This is a genomic window from Bradyrhizobium sp. 199, assembly GCF_023073355.1.
In the GTDB taxonomy this organism is placed as follows: domain Bacteria; phylum Pseudomonadota; class Alphaproteobacteria; order Rhizobiales; family Xanthobacteraceae; genus Bradyrhizobium.
Genome location: NZ_JADPJI010000005.1, coordinates 1,146,598 through 1,172,166 on the forward strand (window position 1 = coordinate 1,146,598; position 25,569 = coordinate 1,172,166).

A 25,569-nucleotide genomic window follows, 5' to 3' on the forward strand; every position below is an offset into this window, starting at 1 on the left:
CAGAGCTGCCGCATTGGGGCACGGCCTCGTTTGCGGATGCGGACGGAGACTATGCCGCCATCAAAGCGCCAGAGTGTGCGGCTGATTGGTTGTGCGCCGGCGCGGAGATGAACGAGGCTACTGACTGGGGCGGCCTACTACTACTCGATGCGATTTCGATCCCAGACGTCCCTGATCTCATAGACGACGATTATCAATGTCGTCAGCACCACGACAGGTGCGGCTAATGTTGCCATGATCGTAAGCATCTTTGCAGGTTCCCCAGCAACAATGCTCGGCAACACGCAGATCTTCGGTTTGTTCCGAAAATGAAACCAAGCCGCTGCGAGCAACCGAGCGGGGTAGGTTCGGAAATAGGCCAGCCGTCCCAAGTGCCGTGAGAACGGGCCCCGATTTGGGCACTAATCGTCTACCGCCAAGGCGACAATTCTCCGGGGCGGCACTGAGCCCGGTGAGCGGTCGGCGCGGCGTCCCCCACGCCAGTCCGCCCGTCCGGCAATGTTGAAACAGGCCGCCGACCGAGGCGACCTACATCTTCAAATGTTTCAGTGCCAACTCTGAGATCGTTTCGGGATCGCTGACGCCGGTCGCGCCGATTTCGATGACCTTGCGTGCGATCAGCTCCGTCATGGGATCGTTGCGATCGACCAGACCCAGGGAGCGCAAGGCGAAGGCGTAAGCCTTGTTAAGTCGGTCCATCTCTTCCGGTGTGGTCTTGCTCCCAGAGAGCAAGCGGTTGATAGGCATGCCCCGGTCCTCGCCGCTGAGAACTCGTCCCTCAGGGAAGCCTACAACCGGTCGCGGCTGTGGGGGAGCCAAAAAAGGCGGCGTGGTGGGCAGTGACGGGCTCGAACCGCCGACATCCTGCGTGTAAAGCAGGCGCTCTACCAACTGAGCTAACCGCCCACGTCGCCGTATCTGGTACGGTTTCTGGTACACCCAGCGATCGGACCCAAAAGCCCTTTTATTGATCGAGCTTTTTCGTTGCAAACATCTTGGTCTAAACGAGATGCTCCAACCAGCTGAGCTAACCGTCCAAGTGCGCCTCTTTAACGCTCCGGCGGGTCGCGAAGCAAGAGCCGAGCGCGGGTGAACTGGCTACTATTGGCGGCCTGGTGAGAGTTTTCGTGCCGGATAGGAGCGGCACTGCAGCAGGCCCGCGGCAGGGCATTGTCTACGCAGGGTGCGCCGGACATCCCGACGTGATATCGCCGCTGCGCAGTTGTAGAACCGCGACGGGACGGGCACGCGAATGGGAATGACCGGGGACATCATGCAACAACCAAGCGGACACGCCGAGAACGCCGACCAGATCGCCTATTGGAACGGCCCGAGCGGGCAGCGCTGGGCCGATCGCCATGCGACGCAGGAAAGCTTGCTCGGGCCTATTGCCAAGGTGCTGATCGACCGCGCCGGCGTGAAGCCGGGCGAGCGCGTCCTCGATGTCGGTTGCGGGTCCGGTGCGACGACGTTCGCGTTCGCCAAGGCAGTGTCCCCGAACGGTTTTGCGCTCGGCCTCGACGTGTCCGAACCGATGTTGTCACAGGCCCGCGCGTTTGCGCCGAAAGGTCTGCCGCTCGATTTCGTGCTGGCGGATGCGACGGTGCATCCGTTCGAGCCGACCAGCTTTGACCTGCTGGCCTCGCGTTTCGGCGTGATGTTCTTTGCCGATCCCATTGCGTCCTTCACCAACCTCCGCCGCGCGCTGAAGCCGACCGGGCGGCTCGCCATTGCCTGCTGGCGCGAGCCGAAGGAAAATCCGTGGATGATGGCGCCGCTGATGGCCGTCTATAAACACGTGCCGAAAATGCCGCCGGTCGGGCCGGAGGAGCCGGGCCCGTTCGCGTTCGCCTCGGAAGAGCGTGTGATGCGCATCCTAAAGGGTGCGGGCTTCGTCGATGTGGTGATGGAGCCGCGCAATCTGGCGATGGATGTCGCGATCGGCGGCGGCCTCGATGCGGCCGTGGATGGCGCGTTGCAGATCGGCCCGGCCAGCCGTGCGCTGCAGGGCCATCCGCCGGAAACCTATGCGGCCGCGAAAGCCGCCATCCGCGAGATGCTTGCGCCATTCCTGAAGGGGCAAAGCGTGTCGCTCCAGGGCGCGATCTGGATCGTGACGGCGAAGGCGGCGTAGTTGCGCGTCATCCGAACTGCCCGCGAGCGGATGTGCTGAGTTGTGGGACGTTGCACAAGGCTGGGTGCGCTGGTAGCTGTGACGGGATGGGAGACGCTCAACTTCATGGTCGGCTGCCGGGCGTGCAGCTCGGGCGCGCGGTCGCTGCTCTGGCGGTATTTTACTTTCACACGCATCTCGCGCTGATCTATTTCGACAAGTCGCAGCTCGTCACTTTTAAATTCCTGGCGGATCGCGGGGCCGACGGGGTCGACCTCTTCTTTGCCATTTCCGGTTTCATCGTTTGCTACATTTCGACGGCGCCGGGCTACACCCCCTTCAGTTTCCTGGCCAAACGCTTCTTTCGCATCTACCCCCTCAACGCGCTGGCCACGCTGGTCATGATCGCCTTCTTCAGCCGCAGCATCGGCGGGCCGTCTCACGAGATCGAGCTCGGGCGGGTCGTGTGGTCGCTCTTGATCGTTCCGCAGCCCGCACCGATGAATGCGGTTGGCTGGACACTCGAATACGAAGTGATTTTCTACCTCGTCTCCGCAGTGCTCATTCCGCTGGGCGGAGTCCGGCTGCTGCTGGTTTGGTGTGTTGCCGCCGCCTGGATCGGGCGCGGGATCGAACCTCAGCCACCGATCATCGCCCGGTTCGCCGATGGTCACTATGCGGACTTCGCCGCGGGCGTGTTCGCCTACATGATGGTCGCACGGTTCTCGCCCCGCTGGAGCTCCAGTCTGGCATTTCTGGCGCTCGCGGTCGGCGCGTATGTTTTCGGTCCGCGGTTGACGATATGGGCGACACCGGTAGCCTGCTGCCTGGCCGTTGCCGGCTTGGCGCTCCTGCCCGCCGCGCCGCGCCTGCTGGTCAGGCTGGGCGACATCTCCTACGGCATTTATGTGTGGCACTGGCCCGCGTTCATGTTCTTGCCGTGGCTGGCGGCTTGGAGGCACTTCGACAAGGCGAATGGCGAAATCTGGCGCTGGATTTTGCTCGTGCTCGTCATCGCGATCTCGTCCGCGTCCTGGATCTTGTTTGAACGTCCGATCAATCGGTGGGCGGCGCGTTGGCTGGCGCGACGCTCGAAGTCCCGCGTCGTCGCAGGTGCGCCCAGCTCCGACGTGACGACGTAGCGAGGCGGTTCGGACATATCGATTGCGGACATGCAAATGAATCGAGCACCAAACCAGCGCTCCGGCTTTATGTCTGCATGGCTCGGGCGGGCAGACTCCTTCGCATGGTTCTGGGTGTGGGCTGGCGCGATCGGCCTGGCCCTGATGGTTCACCTCGCGTTCCTGGTCGCCTGGCCGGATCACTTCATCCATGAGGACAGCGCGGCCTATCTCATCCAGACCGAATCCATCCTGAGGGGCCAATATCTCGAAGATACGATGAAGCGGCCCTACGGCCTGGCCGCTTTTTTTGCGCTGCTGTCCAAGCTGTTCGGTCCGCACATCCTCGTCTTGGTCATCGCACAGCACCTGATGAGCGTCTGCACCGCTCTTTTCGTCGCAGCGATCGTGCGCCTTGCCGGCGCCCCGCGTTTCTTCGCGCTGCTGGCCTTTTGTCTCGCGGCACTGCACGGCCGCATCATCCATTACGACAATACGATCGGCGCGGAGACGATCTCAAATTTTCTGGTCAGTCTTGCGGCCTTCATCGCCGCCGGCGCCGCATTGAGAAAATGGCCGCCGTTGTGGTGCGCAGCGGCGATCGGCTTGACGCTCGGCGCCGTGCTGACCTGCCGGTCGGCGGCGATAGGACAGGCGGCCGTCATTCTGTTGTGGCTGGTGGTGGTGCTGGACGCGGGATTCCTGCGCCGGCTTGGCGTGCTTGCCCTGGCTGGCGTTCTCGCCTCTGCCGTCTATCTGACGCCGGCGGCGATCAACTTGGCGATCGGCAAGCGCCCCGCCGGCAACGAGACTCTGGCCGTGATGGCTTTCGTGGTGGGCTATTCCGGCGATTTCGAGCACGGCGTCCATCTGGACCGGAAGGCGCAGGCGCGGGGGTTCGTTGAGCAGATGCGAACTGAAGACACGCCTCGGGGATGGCCCGACGTCGGTGTCTATCAATGGCCGTTCGGCGCGATCCACCGGCTGGCGAAGCCGGGCGACAGCGACGGCGATATCGAGAGGGTCGTGCGTGACATCTTCATCGAGACCTTGACGACGCCGTCGACACTCTATCGACACCTCACCAGGCACGTTCTCCGGGAGATGTACTTCCTGCTGTTCGACGCAAATTCGGTGGCGCGGCGAGCGCCCAGTCCGCAGGGCTACGAGTTCTTCGTCAACCGCGACAGGTATCCGTTCTTTGGAAGTCCCACCGGGCTCAAGTCCGGACAGTTGATTCACGACTACTATCAGCCGTGGTGGCCACTGTCGCGGCTGCTGCCGACCGCGGATCAGTTTCAGCTCACGCTGAACCGTCTCTTCGCGCGCGGCTACGCCCCGAGCTCGGATCTCGTCGCGCTGTGCTGCGGCTTGAATGTTTCGACCGAATACGACGATCGTCCGGGAGCGATCCTGTGGCTGTCCTCGGCGACGCTGGGCCTCGCTCTCGTGCTTCTGATCGGTGTTCCCGCAAGTCATGCGGGTCTGGTTCGGCGGTCGTCCGGCCGCCTTGTTGCCGGCGGCACGTTGATGATCCTGCTGGCGCTGGTCAGCGCCGCAGTTCCCACCTTCCTCATTTATGGGCTCAATCGCTACGCATACTACGTCATTCCTTTTCTTGCCGGCTCGAGCGCGATCCTGGGCAGCGTGCTGTTCGATTGGCTCAGGGCCAAGGCCGGCTGGGCCGGCAGAGGTGAAGCGTAGGCGCGCTCACACCACATCATCCGGCGCCAGTGCGCAGCCGTTGTCCGGATGCGTTTCCACCTGAAGCGTGGTGTGGCCGATGCGGAACGAGGCCCTCAGCAGCTGCGAGGTCTCGATCAGGAAGGCATCGCCGGCTCCAATGGACATGACGAGGTGGCAGGTCAGCGCCGTCTCGGTGGTCGAGATCGGCCAGACGTGGAGATCGTGGATCCCGGAGACGCCGGGCCGCGCGAGCAGAAACGCCCTGATCGCAGCGAGGTCGGTGCCCTTCGGCGCTGCTGCCATCGACATGTCGATGGAGCCGCGCAAGAGGCTGGTCGTGCTCCACAGGATGGTGGCGCAGATCACGAGGCTGGTGACGGGATCGAGCCAGAGCCAGCCGGTCCAGATGATCAGCGCAGCTGACATCACGACGCCGAGCGAGACCGCTGCGTCGGCGGCCATGTGCAGATAGGCGCCTTCGATGTTGATGTCGTCCTTGCGTCCGCTTGCAAACAGCATGGCCGTAAAACCGTTGATGAGGATGCCGATGCCGGCCACCACCATCACGGTCACGCCTGCGACCGGCTCCGGCTCGCGCAGGCGCAAGATCGCCTCCCAGCCGATCGCGCCGGTGGCGACCAGCAGGAACACCGCGTTGGCCAGCGCCGCCAGGATGGTGGAGGCGCGAAAGCCGTAGGTGAAGCGGCCGCTCGGCGCCCGCCGGGCCGCGATCGAGGCGCCCCAGGCCACCACCAGGCCGAGCACGTCGGACAGATTATGGCCGGCGTCGGCGAGCAGGGCGGTGGAGTTGCCGATATAGCCGCAGACCGCTTCGGCCACGACCAGTGCGGTGTTGAGCGAAATGCCGATCGCGAACGCCTTGCCGAAATTCGCAGGCGCGTGGACATGGCCCCGACCGTGGTCGTGACCGTGATCATGCGCATGGTCGCCACGAGCATGCTGGTGATGACCGTGATGATCGTGGCTGCCCAATTCTAGCGCTCCCGGGAAGTCGTCAAATCAGGCGCCATTGTAGGCGTTTCGCTGGTCGCGTCACGACGGAACAGCACGTAGAGTGCCGGCAATACCAGGAGCGTCAGCACCGTCGAGGAGATGATGCCGCCGATTACCACGGTCGCCAGCGGCCGCTGCACCTCGGCGCCAGCGCCGGTCGCGAGCGCCATCGGCACGAAACCGAGCGAGGCGACCAACGCTGTCATCAGCACCGGGCGCAGCCGCGTCAGCGCGCCCTCGCGCACGGCGTCCGTAATGGGGTGTCCCTCGCTGCGCAGACGCTCGATGAAGGCGATGATGACGAGGCCGTTGAGCACGGCGACGCCCGACAAAGCGATGAAGCCGACACCGGCGCTGATGGACAACGGGATGTCACGCAGCAGCAGCGCCGCGACGCCGCCGGTCAGCGCCAGCGGCACGCCGGAGAACACCAGCGCCGCATCGGCCGCCGATCCCATCCCCATGAACAGCAGCAGAAACACCAGCAGCAGCGCCACCGGCACCACGATCGTCAGCCGCTTGGTCGCGGAGACCAGCTGCTCGAACTGCCCGCCCCAGCCGATAAAGTAGCCCGGCGGCAGCTTGACCTTCTCCGCCACCGCCGCCTCGGCCTCGGCCACGAAGGAGCCGAGGTCGCGCGCGCGGACATTGGCGGTGACGACGATGCGCCGCTTGCCGTTCTCGCGGCTGATCTGGTTCGGGCCCGGCGTCGCATCGACGGTCGCAACCGACGACAATGGCACATAGCGCATCTGGGTGAGCGGGGAGGCGGCCAGCGCGGTTCGAATGGCCGAACCGGAGCCGGCCTCCTCGCCGGGCGGCAGCGGGATCGGGATCGCCCGGATCGCCTCGAGATCGCCGCGCAAGTGCTCCGGCAGGCGGACCACGATGTCGAAGCGGCGGTCGCCCTCGAACAGCTTGCCCGCCGACTTGCCGCCGACTGCGATCTCGACGATGCCCTGCACCTCACCGACGCTGAGGCCGTAGCGGGCGAGCGCCTGGCGATCGAGGCGAACGGTGAGGATCGGCAGGCCCGATACCTGCTCGATCTTGACGTCGCTGGCGCCGCGGATGCCGCGGGTCGCGGCCTCCACCCGTCTTGCGGCGCCTTGCAGGATGTCGAGGTCGTCGCCGAAGATCTTGACGCCCACGTCGCTGCGTACTCCCGAGATCAGCTCGTTGACGCGGAACTGGATCGGCTGGGAGATTTCATAGGCGCTGCCGGGAATGTCGTCGGCGGCCTTGTCGATCGCCTCGATCACCTCCGATTTCGATTTGCCCGGGTCGGGCCATTCGGCGCGGGGCTTCAGCATGATGTAGCCGTCGGTCTGTGCCGGCGACATCGGGTCGGTCGCGATCTCGGCGGTGCCGATGCGGGTGAAGAATTCCTTGACTTCAGGGATTTGCTTGATGCGCTTTTCCAGCGCCTTCTGAAGATCCAGCGACTGGGTGAGGCTGGTGCCGGGAATCCGGATCGAAGCCAGCGCGACGTCGCCTTCGTCCAGGCTCGGAATGAACTCGCCGCCCATCCGCGAAGCGGCGATGCCGCTTGCGATCACGATGAGTGCGGCCATGATGGCGACCACGCCCCGGTTGTCGATGGCAAAGCGGAGCAGGGGCAGGTAGGCGCGTTTGGCGGCCCGCATGAACAGGTTTTCGTGTTCGGATACCCTGCCTGTGACGAAGATGGCGACGGCCGCCGGCACGAAGGTAATGGACAACAGCACGGCGGCGCCCAGCGCCATCAAGACCGTCAGCGCCATCGGCGTGAACATCTTGCCCTCGACGCCGGTCAACGTCAGCACGGGCAGATAGACCACCGCGATGATCAGCGTTCCGAACAGGCTGGGCTTGATCACCTCGCTCGATCCGCGCAGGATTGCGCGCAGTCGCTCGGCCGTGGTCAGCAGCCCGCCTTTCTCGCGCTGGGCCGCGGCCAGCATGCGCAGGCAATTCTCGACGATGATCACGGCGCCGTCGACGATGATGCCGAAATCGATCGCGCCGAGGCTCATCAGGTTGGCGCTGACCTTGGTCTCGACCATACCGCTGATCGTCATGGCCATGGAGAGCGGAATGACGCAGGCCACCACCAAGGCCGCGCGGATGTTGCCGAGGATCAGGAACAGCACGGCCACGACCAGGGCCGCGCCTTCCAGCAAATTGTTCTTGACCGTACCGATGGTGGCTTCGACCAGATCGGTGCGGTCGTAGACCGTCCGCGTCACGACGCCTTCGGGCAGCGATTTGGCGATGTCCTCGAGCCGGACCGCGACGCGGCGGGCGACGCTGCGGCTGTTCTCGCCGATCAGCAGCATCGCGGTGCCGAGCACGGTCTCTTCGCCGTTCCGCGTCGCCGCGCCCGTGCGCAGGTCGCGGCCTTCCTTGACGGTCGCGACATCCCTGATCCTGACGGGATTGCCGCCCCGCGAGCCGATGACGATGTCCTGGATCTCGCTGAGATTGCCGACCTGGCCCGGCGAGCGAACCAGATATTGCTCGCCGTTGCGCTCGATATAGCCGGCTCCGACATTGGCGTTGTTGGCGGCGAGCGCCGTCATCACGTCGCGAAAGCCGAGCCGGTAGGCCATCAGCTTGCCGGGATCCGGCAGCACGTGGAACTGCCGCTCGAAGCCGCCGATGGTGTTGACCTCGATCACCCCAGGCACGTTGCGTAGCTGCGGCCGGATGATCCAGTCCTGCACCATGCGCAAATCGGTCAGCGAAAAGTCATGGCCGCCTTGCGTCTTCGCGCCCGTCTTCGCCTCGACGGTGTACATGAATATTTCGCCGAGCCCGGTCGAAACCGGCCCCATCGCGACCTCGACGCCGGCCGGAAGCTGGTCTTTCACCTGCTGGATACGTTCGCCGACGAGCTGGCGGGCGAAAAAGATGTCGGTGCCGTCCTTGAAGACGACCGTCACCTGGCTGAGGCCGTAGCGCGACAGCGAGCGGGTGTAGTCGAGCTTCGGCAGGCCGCTCATCGCGGTCTCGACCGGGAAGGTGATGCGCTGCTCGGTCTCCAGCGGCGAATAGCCGGGCGCGCGGGTGTTGATCTGGACCTGGACGTTGGTGATGTCAGGCACGGCGTCGATCGGAAGGCGCTGGAAATTCCAGGCTCCGAAGGCGACGACGCCGAGCGCGAGCACGAAGACCAGCCAGCGCTGCTGCAGCGAGACGGCGATCAGGCGCTCAATCATGTTCGGCCTCGCCTTTGCCCATCTCCGCCTTCACGACAAAGCTGTTCTCGGCGACGTAATGCTCGCCGGCCGACAGGCCGGCCTTGATCTCGACATGGCGCGGATCGGAATCGCCAAGCTCCACCGGGCGTGCCTCGATCTTGTCGCCGTCCTCGCGGACGAACACGATGGTCCGGTTCTCCAGCGTCTGGATCGCGCTCCGGCGCACGGCGACCGCGACGTTGCGGGCGGCAAGGATCAGCCGTGCCGTGACGAACAGGCCGGGACGCAGGCGGCCGTCCGGATTTTGCAGCACCACGCGGGCGAGTGCGGTCTGGGTTTCGCTCGAGCCGATCGGCGCCATGTAGGAGATCGTGCCCTTGATCTCGCCGCGGCCGTCGTCGGGATCGATCAGCACTTCGTCATTGAGGCGAACGCGCCTGAGGTCCTGCCGGTAGATCGACAGATCGACCCAGATGGTGGAGAGGTCGGCGACGACGAAGGCCGGTTTCTGCTCGGAGGCGTATTCGCCGAGCGAGATCTGCCGCTCGATGATGGTGCCGGCAATCGGCGCCTTCAGCTCGTAGACGGTGAGGCTCTGGTTGCTCTCGATCGCGGCGAGCAGATCGTCCTTGGCAACCTTGTCGCCGATGCGCTTCTGGATGGATTTGGCGAGGCCCGGGAAACGCGGCGTCACCTGCACCACCGCTTCCTGGTTGGCGCGCAGAATGCCGTTGAAGGCGAGCGTGTCGGTCAGTGTCGCGCTCGCGGCCTCGGCCAGCGTGACGCCTGCGGCCGCCAGCTTGACGTCGGAGATGCGGATGCGGTCGGCGCCATGCTCGTCCTGCTCGACATGGTCGTTCGGCTTCTTCGGTGCGGGATGCTCGGAATGCTCGCTGTGCGCGGGCTTGGCCGGCGCGAGCAGGGAATAGCCGTAGGCGCCGAGCGCGGCGGCAACGATGGCCACGAGAATGGTGGAGGACGTCTTCATCGTGCGCTCTCCCGCGCCAGCGTAAAGGGATTGCCGACCAGGCCTTCGATGGTCGCAACGCCCGCGTGGAAGTTCTGGAGCGCCTCCTGCTCGCGCAGTCGCGCCTGGGTGACGCTCGCCTGGGCGTCGAGCACCTCGAGCAGGGTGAAACGGCCCTGGCCATAGCCTTGCGAGATGGCGTCGGAGGCTTCGACCGCCTTGGGCATAGCGGTCTCGCGCAAGATCGCGAGCTCGCGCAGCGAGCCCTGGAGCGAGTCATAGGCGCGGCCGGCGATCACGATCAGCGTGTTGCGGTTGGCCTCGCGCTCGGCCTTGGTCTTGGCGAGGCTTTCCTGCGCCGACAGGATGTTGCCCTGGTTCTGGTCGAAGACCGGGATCGGCACCGAGAGGGTGAGGCGCACCGCATCGTCATTGGTGTCGTTGTAGTGGCGCCAGCCGGCCGCGATCCGCACGTCCGGATAGGGCTTGAGCCGCGCCAGCAGCAGCTCGGCATTGCGCTGGGCAAAGACGGCGGTCCAGCGCACCAGCTGCGGATTGGCGTCGATGGCGGCGACCACCGCCTGGAACGCGGGCGGCCGTCCCGTGGTGTCGAGCCGGCCGGAAACCTCGCCGAATTTCGCGGATGGATCGCCCATCAGCACCGCGAGCTCGCGCCGGGCGCTCGCCAGCGTCGCCTTGAAGCGCTCGCGGTCGGCCTTCACCAAGGCGGAGGCGACTTCGGCACGGCCGGTCTCGGCCGGCGAGGAGGCGCCGGCCTCGACGCGGCGGCGCAGCAGCGGCGTCAGCTGGTCGATCGCGGCAATCTGCTCGTCGAGGATCTGGATGCGCCGCTGCGCACCGAGCACGCTGAGGAAGGCGATCGCAGTCTCCGACAGCACCTCGAGTCGGACGGCCTTGCGCTGGATCGCGGCGACCTCGATGCCCGCCGCTCCGGCCGTGATCCGCGCGTCGCGCTTGCCGAACAGCTCGAAGGCCTGGCTGATCTGGAGCGTGGTCTCGGCCGATCGTGTCCCGCGATATTTTCCGGAGCCGAATGAATCGTCCTGTTCATAGGTCAATTCCGGATTGAGCAGCGCGCCGGCCTGGATGCGCTGACCCGTGGCGATGCCGACGTCGCGCTCCGCCGCCGTCAGCCGCGGGCTCGCGGTCAGCGCGCGCGACAATGCGCTGCGCATCGTCAAGGTCTGGGCGTGAGACGGCGCGAGCGCCGCTCCGGCAATCAGACATGCCGCCACGCACGCCAGGCGCGCGGCCATTCCCCTGCAGAACATCAAACCGACCTGTGAAGGATGAACCTAATGGGCGCGGAACGCCCGACCAATCCGTTCAGGCGATATGTTTGGGAGGCGGGGAGTCGGTATCAGGGATTATTCCAGCGAGCCGGGGTGCATGTTGCGGGCCCGTTGCCGACATAAGCGCGACCGAAGCGGTCGATAGAGGCGGCTGTATCACCGTCAGCGAGAAGCAGCCATGGCAATGATGCCCGCTGATAGCCTCTTGGTCGCTGTGGCCTGCGGAGCCGTCGAGGACCGCAGCTATCTCCGAACCCCCGCCGGGCGTGGTGACGTCGATGTCGTGCGAGCCATGCAGCGCGCTTGCGAGCAGATAGACTATCGCGATCAGCACAGACAGCAGCCCGCGCCAATTGCGCGGACGGCATGTTCCTGAGGGCTGGGGGTTCGCGAGCACGACGTCACTCTGGTTGCGGTCAGTGCCCGGCGTAGCATGGTGGCCGGAACAGTGTCGACCCGCAACATTGTTACGTCCTGGAACAATTGCCGCAGCAGTGCCTCGTGGCTTCTCTCACTGGCGGGCGATGAGGCGTCGATGCGAGGCAATGGCTTCGGTGTTGGCCGTGCGGGCCGGCTCGGCAACGAGGCTGCCCATGTCGGCGTCTATGGTGACGGCGGCACGACCTCCCGCTTCCATCGCCCGCTCCAGCCATGCGATAGCTTCATCGATCCAACGGTCGTGGTGCTCGGGATCGGCCAGGGCCTTCTCCCGGAATGCATCTGCCTGATGCAGGCACGCCGTTCTGCGATCCACGCGCCGCCCCCAGTTCCGAGGTCCCGCCCGATCGCATCTTTCCTGATCCCGCGAGTGGCGTCGTTAACATAGGACAGGAAGAGACGCGCAAGCGGGCAAACGGAAAGGCCCCAGCCGGGACTGCCGGCTGGGGCCTTCTGTGCTCACAATCTCGTCCTTGGGACTCGAACAGGTAACGCGCGTCCCACCGGGTCGTTCCCGCCGATATGTCCAATTTGGAACGTTCCTTGTGCCTCGCGATTAGGGAACAGACGAAATCGAGGAGGACGGACAATGGACGGACTGATTTATCTCATCGGCTTGATCGTCGTGGTCATGGCGATCCTGTCGTTCTTCGGCCTGCGCTGAGAGAACGGCAATGGAAACCCTCGCACGCGACAACATGATGGAGGGCGGTGTGGCGACTGCCGACGACCGACGGACCATCCAGTGGAGCTCGGTGCTCGCAGGCGCGCTCGCCGCCAGTGCAATGTCGTTCATTCTGATCGGTTTTGGTGTGGCGGTTGGCCTCGGTGTCAGTTCGGCCTCGCCGACATGGCGCGATGCCTCGGCGGCGCTGGCACTGCTCTCCGGGCTTTATCTGATCATCCAGGCGATCATCAGTTTCGGCTTCGGCGGTTATATCGCAGGCCGGACGGCGCGACCGGCGCCGGCGCTGGCAACGATCGAAGACGACGGCGAGCGGCGCGACGGGCTGCACGGGCTGACGTCGTGGGCGCTGGCCGTGCTGGCTGGCGCAGCTCTGCTCGCGCTTCTTGGCGCTGCTGCGATCGACCGTTCGCCGATGCGCAGTTCGGCCAGCAACACGTCCGCAGCCGAGCCTCTGCTGAGTTATGAGCTCGACAAGCTCTTCCGCGCGCCGCGCCGGGCGCCCAACATCGATCTGAGGGAAGCGCGTGCCGAAGCGGGACGTGTCCTCATGACCTCGTCCAGCCACAGCGGCATCAGCACCGATGATCGGGCCTACCTGGTGCAGCAGGTTGCCGGTCTCACGGGCCTGGCGGCCCCCGACGCCGAACGGCGCGTCGATGCGCTGATCGCAGACTCAAAGACGGCGATCAACCGCGCGCGACGCAACTCGATCATCATTGCCTTCTCGGTCGCAGCCGCGACCCTGATCGGCGCTGCGGTGGCTTGGGCCGCGGCTGTCGCCGGCGGGCGCCACCGCGATGGAGAGCCGTTGCCGAACTGGATGGCGAGCTCCAACCGTTTCCATCGCAGCCCGCGCGCAATGCCGGTGCCGTAAATCTCCGAGGAATTGGCCGGGCGCGAGCCCGGCCATGACGGAGATCTGCGGCTAAAGCGCGATGCGATTAGGATGGATCGCCATCGCGCTTTAGGTTGTTGTTTAAGCATGATCTTTTCGGAAAACCGCTGCGCACTTTTCCGGATCATGCTTTAGGTCAGGCTTTCTCTTCCCAGATCATGGCGAGGTGCACGATCGTCTGCACGGCCTTTTCCATGTCCTGGCGGCTGACCCATTCCAGCCGGGAGTGAAACGCGTGCTCGCCGGCAAAGATGTTGGGGCAGGGCAGGCCCATGAAGGACAGGCGCGAGCCGTCGGTGCCGCCGCGGATTGCGGTGCGCATCGGGCGCAGGCCGGCACGGCGGATCGCCTCGATGGCGTATTCGAGCACGTGCGGGTGACGGTCGATCACCTGCTTCATGTTGCGGTATTGCTCGCGGACCTCGAACTTGTAGCTCGAACGCGGATAGTCCTTCATCACGTCCTTGACGATGGACTCGAGCAGGTCCTCTTTCTCCTTCAGCCCTTCTTCGGTGAAGTCGCGGACGATGAAGGAGAGCCTTGCCTGCTCCAGTGCGCCCTCGACGCCGATCGGATGCAGAAAGCCCTGCTTGCCTGAAGTCGTCTCCGGCGAGCAGCCTTCCTTCGGCAGCCGCTCGACGATGGCGGCCGCGATCTTGATCGCGTGCTCCATCTTGCCCTTGGCGTAGCCGGGATGGGCGCTGACGCCGTTGATGGTGATGGTGGCGCCGTCGGCCGAGAAGGTCTCGTCCTCGACGCAGCCCGCGCTCTCGCCGTCCATCGTGTAGCCGAAATCGGCGCCGAGCTTCTGCAGGTCGACATTGTCGACGCCGCGGCCGATCTCTTCGTCTGGCGTGAACAGGATCTTGATGGTGCCGTGCTTCACATCGGGATTGTTGATGAAGAAATGCGCGGCATCCATGATCTCGGCGACCCCGGCCTTGTTGTCGGCACCCAATAGCGTCGTGCCGTCGGTGGTGATGATGTCGTTGCCGATCTGGTTCTTCAGCGCGGGATGCTCATTGAAGCGGATCACCTGGCGGGTGTCGCCCGGCAGGGTGATGTCGCCGCCGCGATAGTTCTGCAGCAGCTGCGGCTTGACGTCCTTGCCGGTCACGTCGGGCGAGGTGTCCATGTGCGAGCAGAAGCAGATCACCGGCACTTTCTTGTCAGTGTTGGCGGGGATCGTGCCGTAGACGTAGCCGTAATCGTCAAGATGCGCGTCCTCGACGCCCATGGCTCTCAGCTCGGCGGCGAGCACGCGGCCGAGATCCTTCTGCTTCTCCGTCGAGGGCGAGCGGGGGGATTCCGGATCGGACTGGGTGTCGATGGTGACGTAGCGCAGGAAGCGCTCGGTTACGGTATGCGAGAAGGTGAGGGAGGACATTTCTGGTCAAACCGCCGAGGTCAGGGGGAAGCAGGCGGTATATCAGAAAAAATGCGGGCCGGGATGCGGCCGGAAAGGCGCGGATCAGGCTTGGCGAAGCTGATCTCAGATCGCCTCTTTCAGTTCCTTGACCGGGCGGAAGGTGACCTTCCTGCTGGCCTTGATGTGGATCGGCTCGCCGGTGGCCGGATTGCGGCCGGTGCGGGCGGCGCGCTTGCGCACCTGAAGAATGCCGAGCCCGACGATGCGGACGCGGTCGCCCTTCTTGAGGTGCTTGGTGATCAAATCGACCATGTCGGTGAGGACGGCTTCGGCGTGCTTCTTCGAAAGGTCCTGGCTCTCCGCGATATCGGCGGCAAGGTGCTTGAGCGTGATGGTGGCGGCAGCGGCTGCTTTCCTTGCCGAATCCTTCTTAGCCATGTCTGGCCTCCTCGATGGTCCAACGGCGGGGCATCCCTGGAAAGGCCGAGAATGGGTGGGGATCCCTCTAAGTCCTTGACGCCTAGACGATTCGGCCGTGGGCTGACACCGCAGCGCGCCCAGACGGCCGAACATCGTCCAGGGCTCGCCGCGGTTGCGACAGCCCTCAAGGAGTTCAGGCTAAGACTTTGAAGGGACTGCCAAAATGGCGCGAGAGACGGGGCTCGAACCCGCGACCTCCGGCGTGACAGGCCGGCGCTCTAACCAACTGAGCTACTCCCGCGTGGTTCGCTTGGTGCGCGCGGAACGAGGGGGGACTTAAAGGCGGGGCTGGGTGAAGTCAAGGATGTTGCGCTGGCGCGGTGTATCTCGGCTAGGCATTGCTCTGGAAAACGAAAAAGGCCGCCCGGAGGCGGCCATGGGTCAGCCCGGAAGAGAACGTCTCAGCGAATTTCCGACGTCCTGGCGCTCGTCACCACCACCGGCTTGCCGGCCTTGATCACGTGGGCGGACTGGGCGGTCTGGGTGTAATCGCCATTGGTGCGGGCTGCGATCCCGAAGCCGGCCACCATGATGCCGGCCACCAGCGCCACCACCACGATCTTTAGGTGGGTCGCACGATCAGCAGAGTGAATTGAGTGGTTCATCTGAGCCTCCCGACGGGCTTTGCCGCCGTCTATGGCTCTTGTCTTAAGGACCATCTGTTTCCGGATGGTTTCGCGGGTTCCGCAAAATGGTTTCATCTCCCCGCCCGGCTGGTTTCACCGGGCGGGCCGCGCAGGGCCCGGGCTTGGCAGGCCCCGGCTGTCTTGGCAGAGGTGGATTATGAGCCAGACCGAGTGCAGGGGCGGGGCGACATCGCCCGCAGCGGACGAGAGCGAATCCTCGTGCCCAATCACCGTGATGCTGTCGTCGCGACTGGTGGTGCTCGCCAATTGCTCAGGCGCGGCGCGATCCTGCGTTACAAGCGCCTCACCGGATTGTCCTCGGTCGAGTTCGGTCTCGTCGCCTCGCTCGGCCGCCGCCCGCCAATGAGCGTGGCGCGGCTCGCCGAGGCCGTCGGCCAGGACAAGGGACAAATCAGCCGGGCGCTGGCCAATCTGCTCTCGCGAGCTGATCGCGAAAACGGCTAATCCCAGGGACAGCCGCGAGGTGCTGATCTCGCTGATCCCTGCGGGCCTCGTTGCGCATGATGCGATCATTGACGGCGCACAGGAGCGCAATCGGCGCTTGCTGGATCATGTGAGCGAAGCCGAGTTCCACACGCTGCTGCGGCAGGTGGATCAGCTCACCGCGATCGCCGCCGACATGCTCGAGAGCGAGAAGCGCTCGCGCTGATCTCGCAGCAATTCCCCGAAATGCTGAAGCGCTTCTAAGAGTCCTTCTAAGAAGCTTTCAATTAGGGAAATCGCGTACCCTCCCATAAGCCTCAGTGCGGTGCATGCCGTCACGGGACTGACGGCATGACGCATGCAGATACGTTTTGGGGTGGCGCGTGAACAGTCTGGGAATGCTGCGGTCGGCCGTGTTGACGACCGCTTTGGTTTTGGTGCCGCAGGCATCGCTTGCACAATCCTCTGCGCAGAGCGGCGCGCAAAGCTTGCCCTCGGTTACTGTCACCGCGCCGGAAGCGCGCCGGCGTGCGGCCGCGACGCCGCAGCGTCGCGCGCCGCGGTCGGTGCAGACAGCCAGTCGAAGCAAGCCGCAGCCACAGCGCGATGTCGGCTTCGTCGAGACACCGCGTGGCCCGGTGAATGGCTACGTCGCCGGTCGCAGCTCGTCCGGCACCAAGACCAACACGCCGATCATAGAGACACCGCAATCGGTGTCGGTCATCAGTGCCCAGCAGATCCGCGACCAGAAGATCGTCAGCAAGTTCGACGAGGTGCTGCGTTACACGCCCGGCGTGATCGCCGGCACCTACGGCGCCGATTTCCGCAACGACTGGTTCTTAATCCGCGGCTTCCCCGCGCAGAACGAGTCGCTGTTCCTCGATGGACTGCAGCTCTTCTACACGTCCTATGCCAGCTGGAAGCTGCAACCATTCAACCTCGAGCGCGTCGAGGTGCTGCGCGGGCCGTCCGGCATTCTGTACGGTGGCTCGGCGCCGGGCGGTCTCGTCAACGCGGTGAGCAAGCTGCCGCGCGCCGAGCCGGTGCGGTACCTCGAGACCGGCATCAACAACCACGGCAACGCCTACACCGCGTTCGACATCGGCGGTGTGGTCCCGCAATCCGGCAACGGGCAAACGTTGTACCGGTTTGTCGGCCAGGTGCAGGGCGGCGGCACCCAGACCGACTATACCTACGACAACAACTTCTTCTTCGCTCCGTCGGTGACCTGGCGGCCGGACGGCGACACCAAGCTCACCGTCTACGCCACGGCTGCGCACAACAATACCAGGGCGGAGAACTTCCTGCCCTATGTCGGCACCGTCACCAACGCGCCGTTCGGCCGCATTCCTACCAGCCTGTTCGCCGGCGACCCCCGCGCCGACCGGTTTCGCCGCGAGCAGGAGACGCTCGGCTACCAGTTCGAGAAGAACATCACGGACAGCCTCGACTTCCGCCAGAATGCGCGCTTCGCCCATGTCGACGTCTTCTACACCGGCCTCTACGGGTTGGGCTACGCGACGACGCCCGCGGCCGCCGACATCATGCGCGGCAATTTCTACGCCCGCGGCGTCGCCAACCAGTTGAACCTCGACAACCAGCTCGAGTACCGCTTCGCCACCGGCGCGCTGCAGCACACCGCGCTCTTCGGCGTCGACCTCAAGCATTACGCTCTCGACGACCGGCAAGGCTTCGGGGCGGGCACCAATCTCAACGTGCTCAATCCGGTCTATGGCGTCAACGCGCCGTTCAACGCTGCGCTGTACCAGGACGTCTATCTTACGCAGGGCATGGCCGCGGTTTATCTCCAGGATCAGGTCAAGCTCGATCGGCTGACGGTGGTGCTGTCGGGCCGTCAGGACTGGGTTGATCTCGACAACGACAACCGGCTCGGCCCCGATCAAAGCCGCAAGGACAGCAAGTTCTCCGGCCGGGTCGGCGCGATCTACAATCTCGACTTTGGCGTCGCGCCCTACGTCTCGTACATGACGGGCTACAATCCGATCATCGGCGTCAACGCGGCCGGACGGCTGCAATTGCCGGAGACCTCGGAGCAAACCGAGGTCGGCGTGAAGTACGAGCCGGTCGGGCTCAACGCCCGCTTCAGCGTCGCGTGGTTCGATCTGAAGCGCAAGAATGCGCTGACCACCGATCCGAACAATCCGCTATTCCAGACCCAGAACGGCGAGATCACCTCGCGTGGCCTTGAGCTCGAGGCCGTGGCGAACATCACGCCGGACTTCAAGCTGGTGGCGAGCTACACCAATTACGCTCTGTTCGTGAGCCAGGACCTGAATTCCGCACTGATCGGCACCGTTCCGACCAATACGCCGCGGGAGTTCGCCTCGGTCTGGACCGACTATACGTTCAGCGACGGCCCGCTGCGGGGCTTCGGCCTTGGCGGCGGCGTGCGCTACATCGGCTCGTCCTTTGCCGACATGGCGAATACCGCGCTCGTTCCGTCCTTCGTGCTGGGCGATCTCGCCATGCACTACGAATGGGACCACCACTGGCGCGCGGCGCTCAACGTCGCAAATGTGACGGACAAGATCTACGTCGCGAGCTGCGCGGTCATCACCTCATGCTATTATGGCGACCGTCGCCGCATCACCGCAAGCCTCGCCTACAAATGGTGACGGCGGACGAGGGGAGAGCTTCGTGAAGGCGCGCAAGCGTCAGGCGTTGGTCGTCATCAGGAGATAGATGAGCTCCCGGGCTATGCCCCCCAGCCCAAAGCTCATGCGGGCGCGGCGCGCGACGACCCCAAACGTCGCCGCCGCCGCGCTCGCCACCGGTCGCACTGCAGTATATCGCCGGACGGTGCCGTTCTCGCAGGCGGCAGGTCAGGTCCTGCCGTGATGCATGGCTCGTGTGATCAGTTGCGCCTGTGGATAGGTGTCTTTGCTGCAACCTGTCCTGCCTCGCGACCGCGACGATCATCGGCGGTTCGGCGTCGCGCTCCCCGGACACGGTCGGCCGATATGCCCGCCAGGGTGACAGTCGGGTTCCTGACAGCCGCCATAGCTCGGCTTGGGTGCGCGGCCGCAGCAGAAAACCGGGCGTTTTTCTCGGGCCATGCGGGGCAAGACGTTGCCGGCGCCTGTGGGGCGCAATCTACGAGCTGCGGCCCTGCAAAACTGTGGCTGCCCTTGCTGGGCTTTGCGATCTGCTCCATACCAGCGCGGGGTGATTCCGGGATTTTCACCGTTCCGGGGGCGGCAAAGGGCCTAAAAACAGCGTGTCTTGCGCCCATTGGTGCACTGCGCTAAGGCTCAGAATAATTCCAAATCGGACGAATCCGCGGCTGTCCCGAGGCTGCGGGAAAAAGGGCTCGCCAATGAGCGGCATTCTGCAGAACTATCTTCCACTCGTCGTCTTTATAGGGGTCGCGGGCCTCATTGGCCTCGTGCTGCTGATTGCCCCCTTCATCGTGGCGTTCCAGCAGCCGGACCCGGAAAAGCTGTCGGCGTATGAGTGCGGTTTCAACGCCTTCGACGATGCCCGCATGAAGTTCGACGTCCGCTTCTACCTGGTCGCCATCCTCTTCATCATCTTCGACCTCGAGGTGGCTTTCCTGTTTCCCTGGGCGGTGGCGTTCGGCAAGCTTGGCGCGACCGGCTTCTGGTCCATGGTGGTGTTTCTCGCCGTGCTGACGGTCGGGTTCGCCTATGAATGGAAGAAGGGAGCACTCGAATGGGATTGAACCCTGCATCGTCCACAGGTCCGGTTCTAGCGCCGGCCCCCAAGGGCATCCTGGACCCGTCGACCGGCAAGCCGGTCGGGGCCACTGATCCGTTCTTCCTCGAGGTCAATTCCGAGCTGTCCGACAAGGGCTTCTTCGTGGCCGCGACCGACGATCTCATCACCTGGGCGCGCACCGGCTCCTTGATGTGGATGACCTTCGGTCTCGCCTGCTGCGCGGTCGAGATGATGCAAGTGTCGATGCCGCGCTATGACGTCGAGCGCTTCGGCTTCGCGCCGCGTGCCTCGCCGCGCCAATCCGACGTGATGATCGTCGCCGGCACGCTGACCAACAAGATGGCGCCGGCGCTGCGCAAGGTCTACGACCAGATGCCCGAGCCGCGCTACGTCATCTCCATGGGTTCCTGCGCCAATGGCGGCGGCTACTATCACTATTCCTATTCGGTCGTGCGCGGCTGCGACCGCATCGTGCCGATCGACATTTACGTGCCGGGCTGTCCGCCCACGGCGGAAGCGCTGCTGTACGGCGTGCTGCTGCTGCAGAAGAAGATCCGGCGCACCGGCACCATCGAACGCTAAGGTTTTACGTCATGGACGACGCCAAGCTCGACGCCCTGGGGCAGACGATCGTTAGCGCGCTTCCGGGCGCCGCCACCGGTCATTCGGTGGCCTTCAACCAGCTCACGGTTGATGTCGAGGTCAGCAAGATCGTCGAGGTGGTCAAGTACCTCCGCGACGACCCGAATTGCCGCTTCATCAACTTCACCGACATCACGGCCGTGGACTATCCGTCGCGCGAGAAGCGCTTCGACGTGATTTATCACTTCCTGTCCCCGACCCTGAACACGCGCGTCCGGCTCAAGGCCCAGGCCGACGAGACCACGCAGGTGCCGTCGCTGATCGAAGTGTTCCCCGGCGCCGACTGGTTCGAGCGCGAGACCTACGACCTCTACGGCGTGTTCTTCGTCGGCCATCCCGACATGCGCCGCATCCTCACCGATTACGGATTCGAGGGTCATCCGCTGCGCAAGGACTTCCCGACCACCGGTTTCGTCGAGGTCCGCTACGACGACCAGGAGAAGCGGGTGGTGTACGAGCCCGTCAGGCTCAGCCAGGAATTCCGCAAGTTCGATTTCCTCTCGCCATGGGAAGGGGCGGACTATCCGCTGCCCGGTGACGAGAAGGCGGGGCCGAAGGTCTGATCATGAACGAGCAACCTGAACAGCTTCGCAATTTCACCATCAACTTCGGGCCGCAGCATCCGGCGGCCCACGGCGTGCTGCGCCTCGTGCTCGAATTGGACGGTGAGGTGGTTGCCCGCGTCGATCCGCATATCGGCCTGCTTCACCGCGGCACCGAAAAGCTGATCGAACAGAAGACCTACCTCCAGGCTATTCCTTATTTCGACCGGCTCGACTATGTCGCGCCGATGAACCAGGAGCATGCCTTCTGCATGGCTGCAGAAAAGCTGCTCGGCATCGAGGTGCCGCGCCGCGCGCAGTTGATCCGCGTGCTCTATTGCGAGATCGGCCGCATCCTCTCTCATCTTCTTAACGTCACCACGCAGGCGATGGACGTCGGCGCGCTCACCCCGCCGCTGTGGGGTTTCGAAGAGCGCGAGAAGCTGATGGTGTTCTACGAGCGCGCCTCGGGCAGCCGTATGCACGCAGCCTTCTTCCGCGTCGGCGGCGTGCATCAGGACCTGCCGCAGAAGCTGGTCGACGACATCGAGGCCTGGTGCGATCCGTTCCTGAAGGTGGTGGACGACCTCGACCGCCTGCTCACCGCCAACCGCATCTTCAAGCAGCGCAATGTCGACATCGGCGTGGTGCCGCTGAAGGAAGCCTGGGAGTGGGGTTTCTCGGGCGTGATGGTTCGCGGCTCGGGCGCGGCCTGGGATTTGCGCAAGTCGCAGCCCTATGAGTGCTACGCCGAGATGGATTTCGACATTCCGATCGGCAAGCACGGCGACTGCTACGACCGCTACCTGATCCGCATGGAAGAGATGCGCCAGTCGGTGCGCATCATGAAGCAGTGCATCCAGAAGCTGAACGCGCCCGACGGCAAGGGTCCCGTGGTTGTCGAAGACAACAAGGTCGCGCCGCCGCGCCGTGGCGAGATGAAGCGCTCGATGGAAGCGCTGATCCACCACTTCAAGCTCTACACCGAAGGCGTCCATGTGCCGGCCGGCGAAGTCTACGCCGCGGTCGAGGCGCCCAAGGGCGAGTTCGGCGTCTATCTAATCTCCGACGGCAGCAACAAGCCCTACAAGTGCAAGATCCGCGCGCCAGGCTTTGCGCATCTGCAGGCCATGGATCACATCTGCCGCGGCCATCTGCTCGCCGACGTCTCGGCGATCCTCGGCTCCCTCGACATCGTCTTCGGAGAGGTCGATCGGTGATGGCGCAGGCGCCAATCCAGTTCGACCGTGCCTCGGGGGCCCTTGAAGGGGCCAACCTGTGGGAGCGGACGGCTGCCTTGGCGCTGGTGACGGGATCGAAGATCTCCTCGCACTTCTCGCATATGGGCTACATCGCCTGCGCAAACCTGCTGCGGAAGACGCTGCCCGAGCGCAACATCGCGGTCAGGCTCAACCCTGACGCCGTGTTCGAATTCCCTTACGGCGACGGCTATTGGAGCAAGCTGCTCAACCGCTCCTACAATTACGAGGACGAGCTGGAGCTCTTGTTCGCCGACTCCATCGACGTCGACTATACGCTGCTCGATTGCGGCGCCAATTACGGCTACTGGTCGGTGCTGGTCTCAAGCAAGCCGTTTGGCTCGCACAAGGCGATCGCGATCGAGCCGTCGGGGCAGAACTTCCAGAAGCTTGCCAACAACGCCCGCGTCAACAACAGCCGCTTCGAGACCATGAAGTGCGCGATCGGCGCATCGCGTGGCACCGCGCGGCTGTCGGGCACCAAGCACGAAGCCTTCAGCATCGCCGGCAATCCGGCGGCAGGCGGTGAGGAGGTGCCGGTCATCGCGCTCGACAATCTGATCGAGGACGGCAAGGTCGCAAGCACCGGCAAGTATCTGATCAAGCTCGACGTCGAGGGCGTCGAGATCGAGGCGATCAAGGGCGGCGCACGGCTGCTCCAGGCCGACAGCGTCATCATGTGCGAGGAGCACGGCAGCGACCGTTCTCACGCCGTGTCGCGCTACATCCTCGAACACACCCCGCTGAAGCTGATCGTGTTCGATCCGCGCAGCAACCGGATGGAGACCGTGACCGAGCTGTCGATCCTCGACCGCATCAAGGTCTCGACCCACGTCGGCTACAACGTTTTCGGCACCGCAAGCGCATTTTGGCAGGACAGGATCGAAGCCCTGAATGCGAAAACAGCGCGCCGCACGCAGTGAGAGATTGAAGAGATGTCCGTTCGCCGACTAGCACCGAAGGAACTCCAGCCCGCGAGCTTTGCGTTCACGGAGGAGAACCTCGCCTTCGCCAAGCAGCAGATCGCGAAATATCCGGCCGGACGTCAGGCTTCGGCCGTCATCGCCATTCTCTGGCGCGCCCAGGAACAGCACGACGGCTGGGTCTCGGAAGCCGCGATCCGCGTCATCGCCGACATGCTCGACATGCCTTACATCCGCGTGCTGGAAGTGGCGACCTTCTACACGATGTTCCAGCTCGCGCCCGTCGGCAAGAAGGCCCACATCCAGGTCTGCGGCACCACGCCGTGCCGGCTGCGCGGCGCCGAGGATCTGATCCATGTCTGCGAGCACCGCATCCATCACGAGCCGTTCCATCTGTCCAAGGACGGCAATTTCAGCTGGGAAGAGGTCGAGTGCCTCGGTGCCTGCGTGAACGCGCCGATGGTGCTGATCGGCAAGGACACCTATGAGGACCTGACTAAGGAAAGCTTCGGAAAGGTGCTGGACGGCTTCGCCTCCGGCAATCCGCCGAAACCGGGTCCGCAGAACGGCCGCCAGTTCTCGGCGCCGACGGGCGGACCGACCACGCTGAAGGAGATCACCTGATGGGTGATCTCATCGCAATCGGAGGGGCCGAGGCCGTGAAGAAATGGGGCTCCGTCGCCATGCATGCCGCGGTCGCGGCCGCTTTCATGTTCCTGCTGCAGCGCTTCTTCCTGAACGCCACGCAGGAGACCAGTCTGCTCTGGGCGCTGATCTTCGCTGTCTGCGCCGCCGGACTTGCCTACAAGCAGTCCATTCGTTGATCGGAAAGCACTGATATGCTCGAGGACAAGGACCGCATCTTCAAGAACCTCTACGGCCTCCACGATTGGGGGCTCGAGGGCGCGCGGCGTCGCGGCGCCTGGGATGGCACCAAGAACATCATCGACAAGGGCCGCGACTGGATCATCAACGAGATGAAGGCGTCCGGCCTGCGCGGCCGCGGCGGCGCCGGCTTCCCGACCGGCCTGAAATGGTCGTTCATGCCGAAGGAATCGACCGACGGCCGGCCGAGCTACCTCGTCGTCAACGCCGACGAATCCGAGCCCGGCACCTGCAAGGATCGCGAGATCATGCGGCACGATCCGCATCTGCTGATCGAGGGCTGCCTGATCGCGAGCTGCGCGATGAACGCGCATGCCTGCTACATCTATGTCCGCGGCGAGTTCATCCGCGAGCGCGAGCATCTCCAGGCCGCGATCGACCAGGCCTATGAGGCCAAGCTGGTCGGCAAGGACAACGTCCACGGCTGGCCGTTCGACATCTACGTCGCCCACGGCGCCGGCGCTTACATCTGCGGCGAGGAAACCGCGCTGCTCGAAAGCCTCGAAGGCAAGAAGGGCCAGCCGCGTCTGAAGCCGCCGTTCCCGGCCAATGTCGGCCTGTACGGCTGCCCGACCACCGTCAATAACGTCGAGTCCATCGCCGTTGCGCCGGACATTCTGCGCCGGGGCGCGGCTTGGTTCGCCGGCATCGGCCGTCCGAACAATGTCGGCACCAAGCTGTTCTGCATCTCCGGCCATGTCGAGCGGCCCTGCAACGTCGAAGAGGCCATGGGCATTCCGTTCCGTGAGCTGATCGACAAGCATTGCGGCGGTATCCGTGGTGGATGGGACAATCTCAAGGCCGTGATCCCCGGCGGCTCGTCGGTGCGCATGGTGCCGGCCGAGCAGATCATCGACACGCCGATGGATTTCGACAGTCTGAGCAAGCTGCGCTCGGGCCTCGGCACCGCGGCCGTGATCGTGATGGACAAGTCCACCGACCTGATCCGCGCCATCGCCCGCATCTCCTATTTCTACAAGCATGAGAGCTGCGGCCAGTGCACGCCGTGCCGCGAGGGTACGGGGTGGATGTGGCGCGTGCTCACGCGCATGGCCGAAGGCCGCGCCCACAAGCGCGAGATCGACATGCTGCTCGAGGTGACCAAGCAGGTCGAAGGCCACACCATCTGCGCGCTCGGCGACGCGGCGGCCTGGCCCATCCAGGGTCTGATCGCGCATTTCCGTCACGAGATCGAAGCGCGCATCGACGAGTATTCGCACAGGGCTGACATTGACGATATCGGCGTCCGCGACCCCGTGAACATGGTCGCGGCGGAGTAGGAA

22 protein-coding genes, 2 tRNA genes and 1 pseudogene are annotated in these 25,569 nt (G+C 64.4%); 14 read left to right on the forward strand and 11 right to left on the reverse strand.

The window, feature by feature from the left end; genetic code table 11:
• Positions 1 to 528: 528 nt before the first annotated feature.
• Together IVB28_RS13985 and IVB28_RS13990 are read right to left on the reverse strand one after the other, a co-directional pair.
• A complete protein-coding gene (locus IVB28_RS13985; RefSeq protein ID WP_247526901.1) occupies positions 529 to 747 on the reverse strand; it encodes a hypothetical protein in 219 nt (72 codons plus the stop codon).
• An 83-nt stretch (positions 748 to 830) separates the two neighbouring features.
• A tRNA-Val gene (locus IVB28_RS13990) sits at positions 831 to 906 on the reverse strand.
• Positions 907 to 1,273: 367 nt separating this feature from the next.
• Between IVB28_RS13990 and IVB28_RS13995 the strand changes: the two genes are divergently transcribed.
• The 3 genes from IVB28_RS13995 (at position 1,274) to IVB28_RS14005 (ending at position 4,938) form a co-directional block, all read left to right on the forward strand.
• Entirely contained in the window at positions 1,274 to 2,134 is an 861-nt protein-coding gene (locus tag IVB28_RS13995; protein WP_247528537.1) for a methyltransferase domain-containing protein, read from the forward strand.
• Positions 2,135 to 2,256: 122 nt separating this feature from the next.
• Complete coding sequence (locus IVB28_RS14000; RefSeq protein ID WP_247526902.1) at positions 2,257 to 3,255, forward strand: acyltransferase; 999 nt, start codon at positions 2,257 to 2,259, stop codon at positions 3,253 to 3,255.
• A gap of 36 nt (positions 3,256 to 3,291) precedes the next feature.
• The gene (locus IVB28_RS14005; protein WP_247526903.1) at positions 3,292 to 4,938 is read left to right on the forward strand and encodes a hypothetical protein; all 1,647 of its coding nucleotides are present in this window, start codon (positions 3,292 to 3,294) and stop codon (positions 4,936 to 4,938) included.
• Positions 4,939 to 4,944: 6 nt separating this feature from the next.
• Here the strand turns inward: IVB28_RS14005 and IVB28_RS14010 are convergent, their stop codons facing one another.
• From IVB28_RS14010 to IVB28_RS14035, 5 genes are all read right to left on the reverse strand, one after another.
• Positions 4,945 to 5,913: a cation diffusion facilitator family transporter gene (locus IVB28_RS14010; protein ID WP_247526904.1), complete on the reverse strand. Its 969-nt coding sequence runs from the start codon at positions 5,911 to 5,913 to the stop codon at positions 4,945 to 4,947.
• A gap of 2 nt (positions 5,914 to 5,915) precedes the next feature.
• Positions 5,916 to 9,134: a CusA/CzcA family heavy metal efflux RND transporter gene (locus IVB28_RS14015; RefSeq protein WP_247526905.1), complete on the reverse strand. Its 3,219-nt coding sequence runs from the start codon at positions 9,132 to 9,134 to the stop codon at positions 5,916 to 5,918.
• On the reverse strand, positions 9,127 to 10,104 hold the full coding sequence (gene ihpB, locus IVB28_RS14020) for a divalent metal ion exporter adaptor subunit IhpB (protein WP_247526906.1): 978 nt from the start codon (positions 10,102 to 10,104) through the stop codon (positions 9,127 to 9,129). The genes IVB28_RS14015 and ihpB overlap by 8 nt, the downstream gene beginning before the upstream one ends.
• The gene (gene ihpA / locus IVB28_RS14025) at positions 10,101 to 11,375 is read right to left on the reverse strand and encodes a divalent metal ion exporter subunit IhpA (protein WP_247526907.1); all 1,275 of its coding nucleotides are present in this window, start codon (positions 11,373 to 11,375) and stop codon (positions 10,101 to 10,103) included. The genes ihpB and ihpA overlap by 4 nt, the downstream gene beginning before the upstream one ends.
• Positions 11,376 to 11,907: 532 nt before the next feature.
• On the reverse strand, positions 11,908 to 12,150 hold the full coding sequence (locus tag IVB28_RS14035) for a hypothetical protein (RefSeq protein WP_247526909.1): 243 nt from the start codon (positions 12,148 to 12,150) through the stop codon (positions 11,908 to 11,910).
• Positions 12,151 to 12,508: 358 nt separating this feature from the next.
• Between IVB28_RS14035 and IVB28_RS14040 the strand changes: the two genes are divergently transcribed.
• Positions 12,509 to 13,396, forward strand: coding sequence for a hypothetical protein (locus IVB28_RS14040; protein ID WP_247526911.1), 888 nt, complete (start codon positions 12,509 to 12,511; stop codon positions 13,394 to 13,396).
• A gap of 157 nt (positions 13,397 to 13,553) precedes the next feature.
• Here the strand turns inward: IVB28_RS14040 and pepT are convergent, their stop codons facing one another.
• The 4 genes from pepT to IVB28_RS14060 form a co-directional block, all read right to left on the reverse strand.
• The gene (pepT, locus tag IVB28_RS14045; RefSeq protein ID WP_247526913.1) at positions 13,554 to 14,804 is read right to left on the reverse strand and encodes a peptidase T; all 1,251 of its coding nucleotides are present in this window, start codon (positions 14,802 to 14,804) and stop codon (positions 13,554 to 13,556) included.
• A 105-nt stretch (positions 14,805 to 14,909) separates the two neighbouring features.
• Positions 14,910 to 15,224: an HU family DNA-binding protein gene (locus IVB28_RS14050; RefSeq protein ID WP_247526916.1), complete on the reverse strand. Its 315-nt coding sequence runs from the start codon at positions 15,222 to 15,224 to the stop codon at positions 14,910 to 14,912.
• A 206-nt stretch (positions 15,225 to 15,430) separates the two neighbouring features.
• Positions 15,431 to 15,507 (reverse strand) — tRNA-Asp (locus tag IVB28_RS14055).
• A gap of 160 nt (positions 15,508 to 15,667) precedes the next feature.
• Complete coding sequence (locus IVB28_RS14060) at positions 15,668 to 15,871, reverse strand: hypothetical protein (RefSeq protein ID WP_247526918.1); 204 nt, start codon at positions 15,869 to 15,871, stop codon at positions 15,668 to 15,670.
• Positions 15,872 to 16,049: 178 nt separating this feature from the next.
• Here IVB28_RS14060 and IVB28_RS14065 point away from each other — a divergent pair.
• The 10 genes and pseudogenes from IVB28_RS14065 to nuoF all read left to right on the forward strand — a co-directional run bounded on the left by IVB28_RS14065 (position 16,050) and on the right by nuoF (position 25,566).
• Positions 16,050 to 16,562 (forward strand): annotated as a pseudogene (locus IVB28_RS14065) (MarR family transcriptional regulator).
• A 172-nt stretch (positions 16,563 to 16,734) separates the two neighbouring features.
• Entirely contained in the window at positions 16,735 to 18,972 is a 2,238-nt protein-coding gene (locus IVB28_RS14070; RefSeq protein WP_247528538.1) for a TonB-dependent siderophore receptor, read from the forward strand.
• A 701-nt stretch (positions 18,973 to 19,673) separates the two neighbouring features.
• Positions 19,674 to 20,039: an NADH-quinone oxidoreductase subunit A gene (locus IVB28_RS14075; RefSeq protein WP_008136158.1), complete on the forward strand. Its 366-nt coding sequence runs from the start codon at positions 19,674 to 19,676 to the stop codon at positions 20,037 to 20,039.
• A complete protein-coding gene (locus tag IVB28_RS14080) occupies positions 20,030 to 20,617 on the forward strand; it encodes an NADH-quinone oxidoreductase subunit B (protein ID WP_247526920.1) in 588 nt (195 codons plus the stop codon). The genes IVB28_RS14075 and IVB28_RS14080 overlap by 10 nt, the downstream gene beginning before the upstream one ends.
• An 11-nt stretch (positions 20,618 to 20,628) precedes the next feature.
• Positions 20,629 to 21,240 (forward strand): NADH-quinone oxidoreductase subunit C, encoded by a 612-nt coding sequence (locus IVB28_RS14085; RefSeq protein WP_247526922.1) that lies wholly within the window; start codon positions 20,629 to 20,631, stop codon positions 21,238 to 21,240.
• A 2-nt stretch (positions 21,241 to 21,242) separates the two neighbouring features.
• Positions 21,243 to 22,439 (forward strand): NADH-quinone oxidoreductase subunit D, encoded by a 1,197-nt coding sequence (locus IVB28_RS14090; RefSeq protein ID WP_247526924.1) that lies wholly within the window; start codon positions 21,243 to 21,245, stop codon positions 22,437 to 22,439.
• The gene (locus tag IVB28_RS14095) at positions 22,439 to 23,401 is read left to right on the forward strand and encodes an FkbM family methyltransferase (protein ID WP_247526926.1); all 963 of its coding nucleotides are present in this window, start codon (positions 22,439 to 22,441) and stop codon (positions 23,399 to 23,401) included. The genes IVB28_RS14090 and IVB28_RS14095 overlap by 1 nt, the downstream gene beginning before the upstream one ends.
• A gap of 12 nt (positions 23,402 to 23,413) precedes the next feature.
• Positions 23,414 to 24,025 (forward strand): NADH-quinone oxidoreductase subunit NuoE, encoded by a 612-nt coding sequence (nuoE, locus tag IVB28_RS14100; protein WP_247526928.1) that lies wholly within the window; start codon positions 23,414 to 23,416, stop codon positions 24,023 to 24,025.
• The gene (locus tag IVB28_RS14105) at positions 24,025 to 24,225 is read left to right on the forward strand and encodes a hypothetical protein (protein ID WP_247526929.1); all 201 of its coding nucleotides are present in this window, start codon (positions 24,025 to 24,027) and stop codon (positions 24,223 to 24,225) included. The genes nuoE and IVB28_RS14105 overlap by 1 nt, the downstream gene beginning before the upstream one ends.
• Before the next feature lie 15 nt (positions 24,226 to 24,240).
• The gene (nuoF, locus tag IVB28_RS14110) at positions 24,241 to 25,566 is read left to right on the forward strand and encodes an NADH-quinone oxidoreductase subunit NuoF (protein WP_247526930.1); all 1,326 of its coding nucleotides are present in this window, start codon (positions 24,241 to 24,243) and stop codon (positions 25,564 to 25,566) included.
• Positions 25,567 to 25,569 lie beyond the last annotated feature (3 nt).

Coding starts and splice junctions, on each gene's coding strand:
- IVB28_RS13995 (WP_247528537.1), top strand. CDS start 1,274: ATGCAACAACCAAGCGGACACGCCGAGAACGCCGACCAGATCGCCTAT.
- nuoE (WP_247526928.1), top strand. CDS start 23,414: ATGTCCGTTCGCCGACTAGCACCGAAGGAACTCCAGCCCGCGAGCTTT.
- IVB28_RS14005 (WP_247526903.1), top strand. CDS start 3,292: ATGAATCGAGCACCAAACCAGCGCTCCGGCTTTATGTCTGCATGGCTC.
- IVB28_RS14060 (WP_247526918.1), bottom strand. CDS start 15,871: ATGAACCACTCAATTCACTCTGCTGATCGTGCGACCCACCTAAAGATC.
- pepT (WP_247526913.1), bottom strand. CDS start 14,804: ATGTCCTCCCTCACCTTCTCGCATACCGTAACCGAGCGCTTCCTGCGC.
- nuoF (WP_247526930.1), top strand. CDS start 24,241: ATGCTCGAGGACAAGGACCGCATCTTCAAGAACCTCTACGGCCTCCAC.
- IVB28_RS13985 (WP_247526901.1), bottom strand. CDS start 747: ATGCCTATCAACCGCTTGCTCTCTGGGAGCAAGACCACACCGGAAGAG.
- IVB28_RS14040 (WP_247526911.1), top strand. CDS start 12,509: ATGGAAACCCTCGCACGCGACAACATGATGGAGGGCGGTGTGGCGACT.
- ihpB (WP_247526906.1), bottom strand. CDS start 10,104: ATGAAGACGTCCTCCACCATTCTCGTGGCCATCGTTGCCGCCGCGCTC.
- IVB28_RS14015 (WP_247526905.1), bottom strand. CDS start 9,134: ATGATTGAGCGCCTGATCGCCGTCTCGCTGCAGCAGCGCTGGCTGGTC.
- ihpA (WP_247526907.1), bottom strand. CDS start 11,375: ATGTTCTGCAGGGGAATGGCCGCGCGCCTGGCGTGCGTGGCGGCATGT.
- IVB28_RS14105 (WP_247526929.1), top strand. CDS start 24,025: ATGGGTGATCTCATCGCAATCGGAGGGGCCGAGGCCGTGAAGAAATGG.
- IVB28_RS14070 (WP_247528538.1), top strand. CDS start 16,735: ATGCTGCGGTCGGCCGTGTTGACGACCGCTTTGGTTTTGGTGCCGCAG.
- IVB28_RS14095 (WP_247526926.1), top strand. CDS start 22,439: ATGGCGCAGGCGCCAATCCAGTTCGACCGTGCCTCGGGGGCCCTTGAA.
- IVB28_RS14085 (WP_247526922.1), top strand. CDS start 20,629: ATGGACGACGCCAAGCTCGACGCCCTGGGGCAGACGATCGTTAGCGCG.
- IVB28_RS14080 (WP_247526920.1), top strand. CDS start 20,030: ATGGGATTGAACCCTGCATCGTCCACAGGTCCGGTTCTAGCGCCGGCC.
- IVB28_RS14050 (WP_247526916.1), bottom strand. CDS start 15,224: ATGGCTAAGAAGGATTCGGCAAGGAAAGCAGCCGCTGCCGCCACCATC.
- IVB28_RS14090 (WP_247526924.1), top strand. CDS start 21,243: ATGAACGAGCAACCTGAACAGCTTCGCAATTTCACCATCAACTTCGGG.
- IVB28_RS14075 (WP_008136158.1), top strand. CDS start 19,674: ATGAGCGGCATTCTGCAGAACTATCTTCCACTCGTCGTCTTTATAGGG.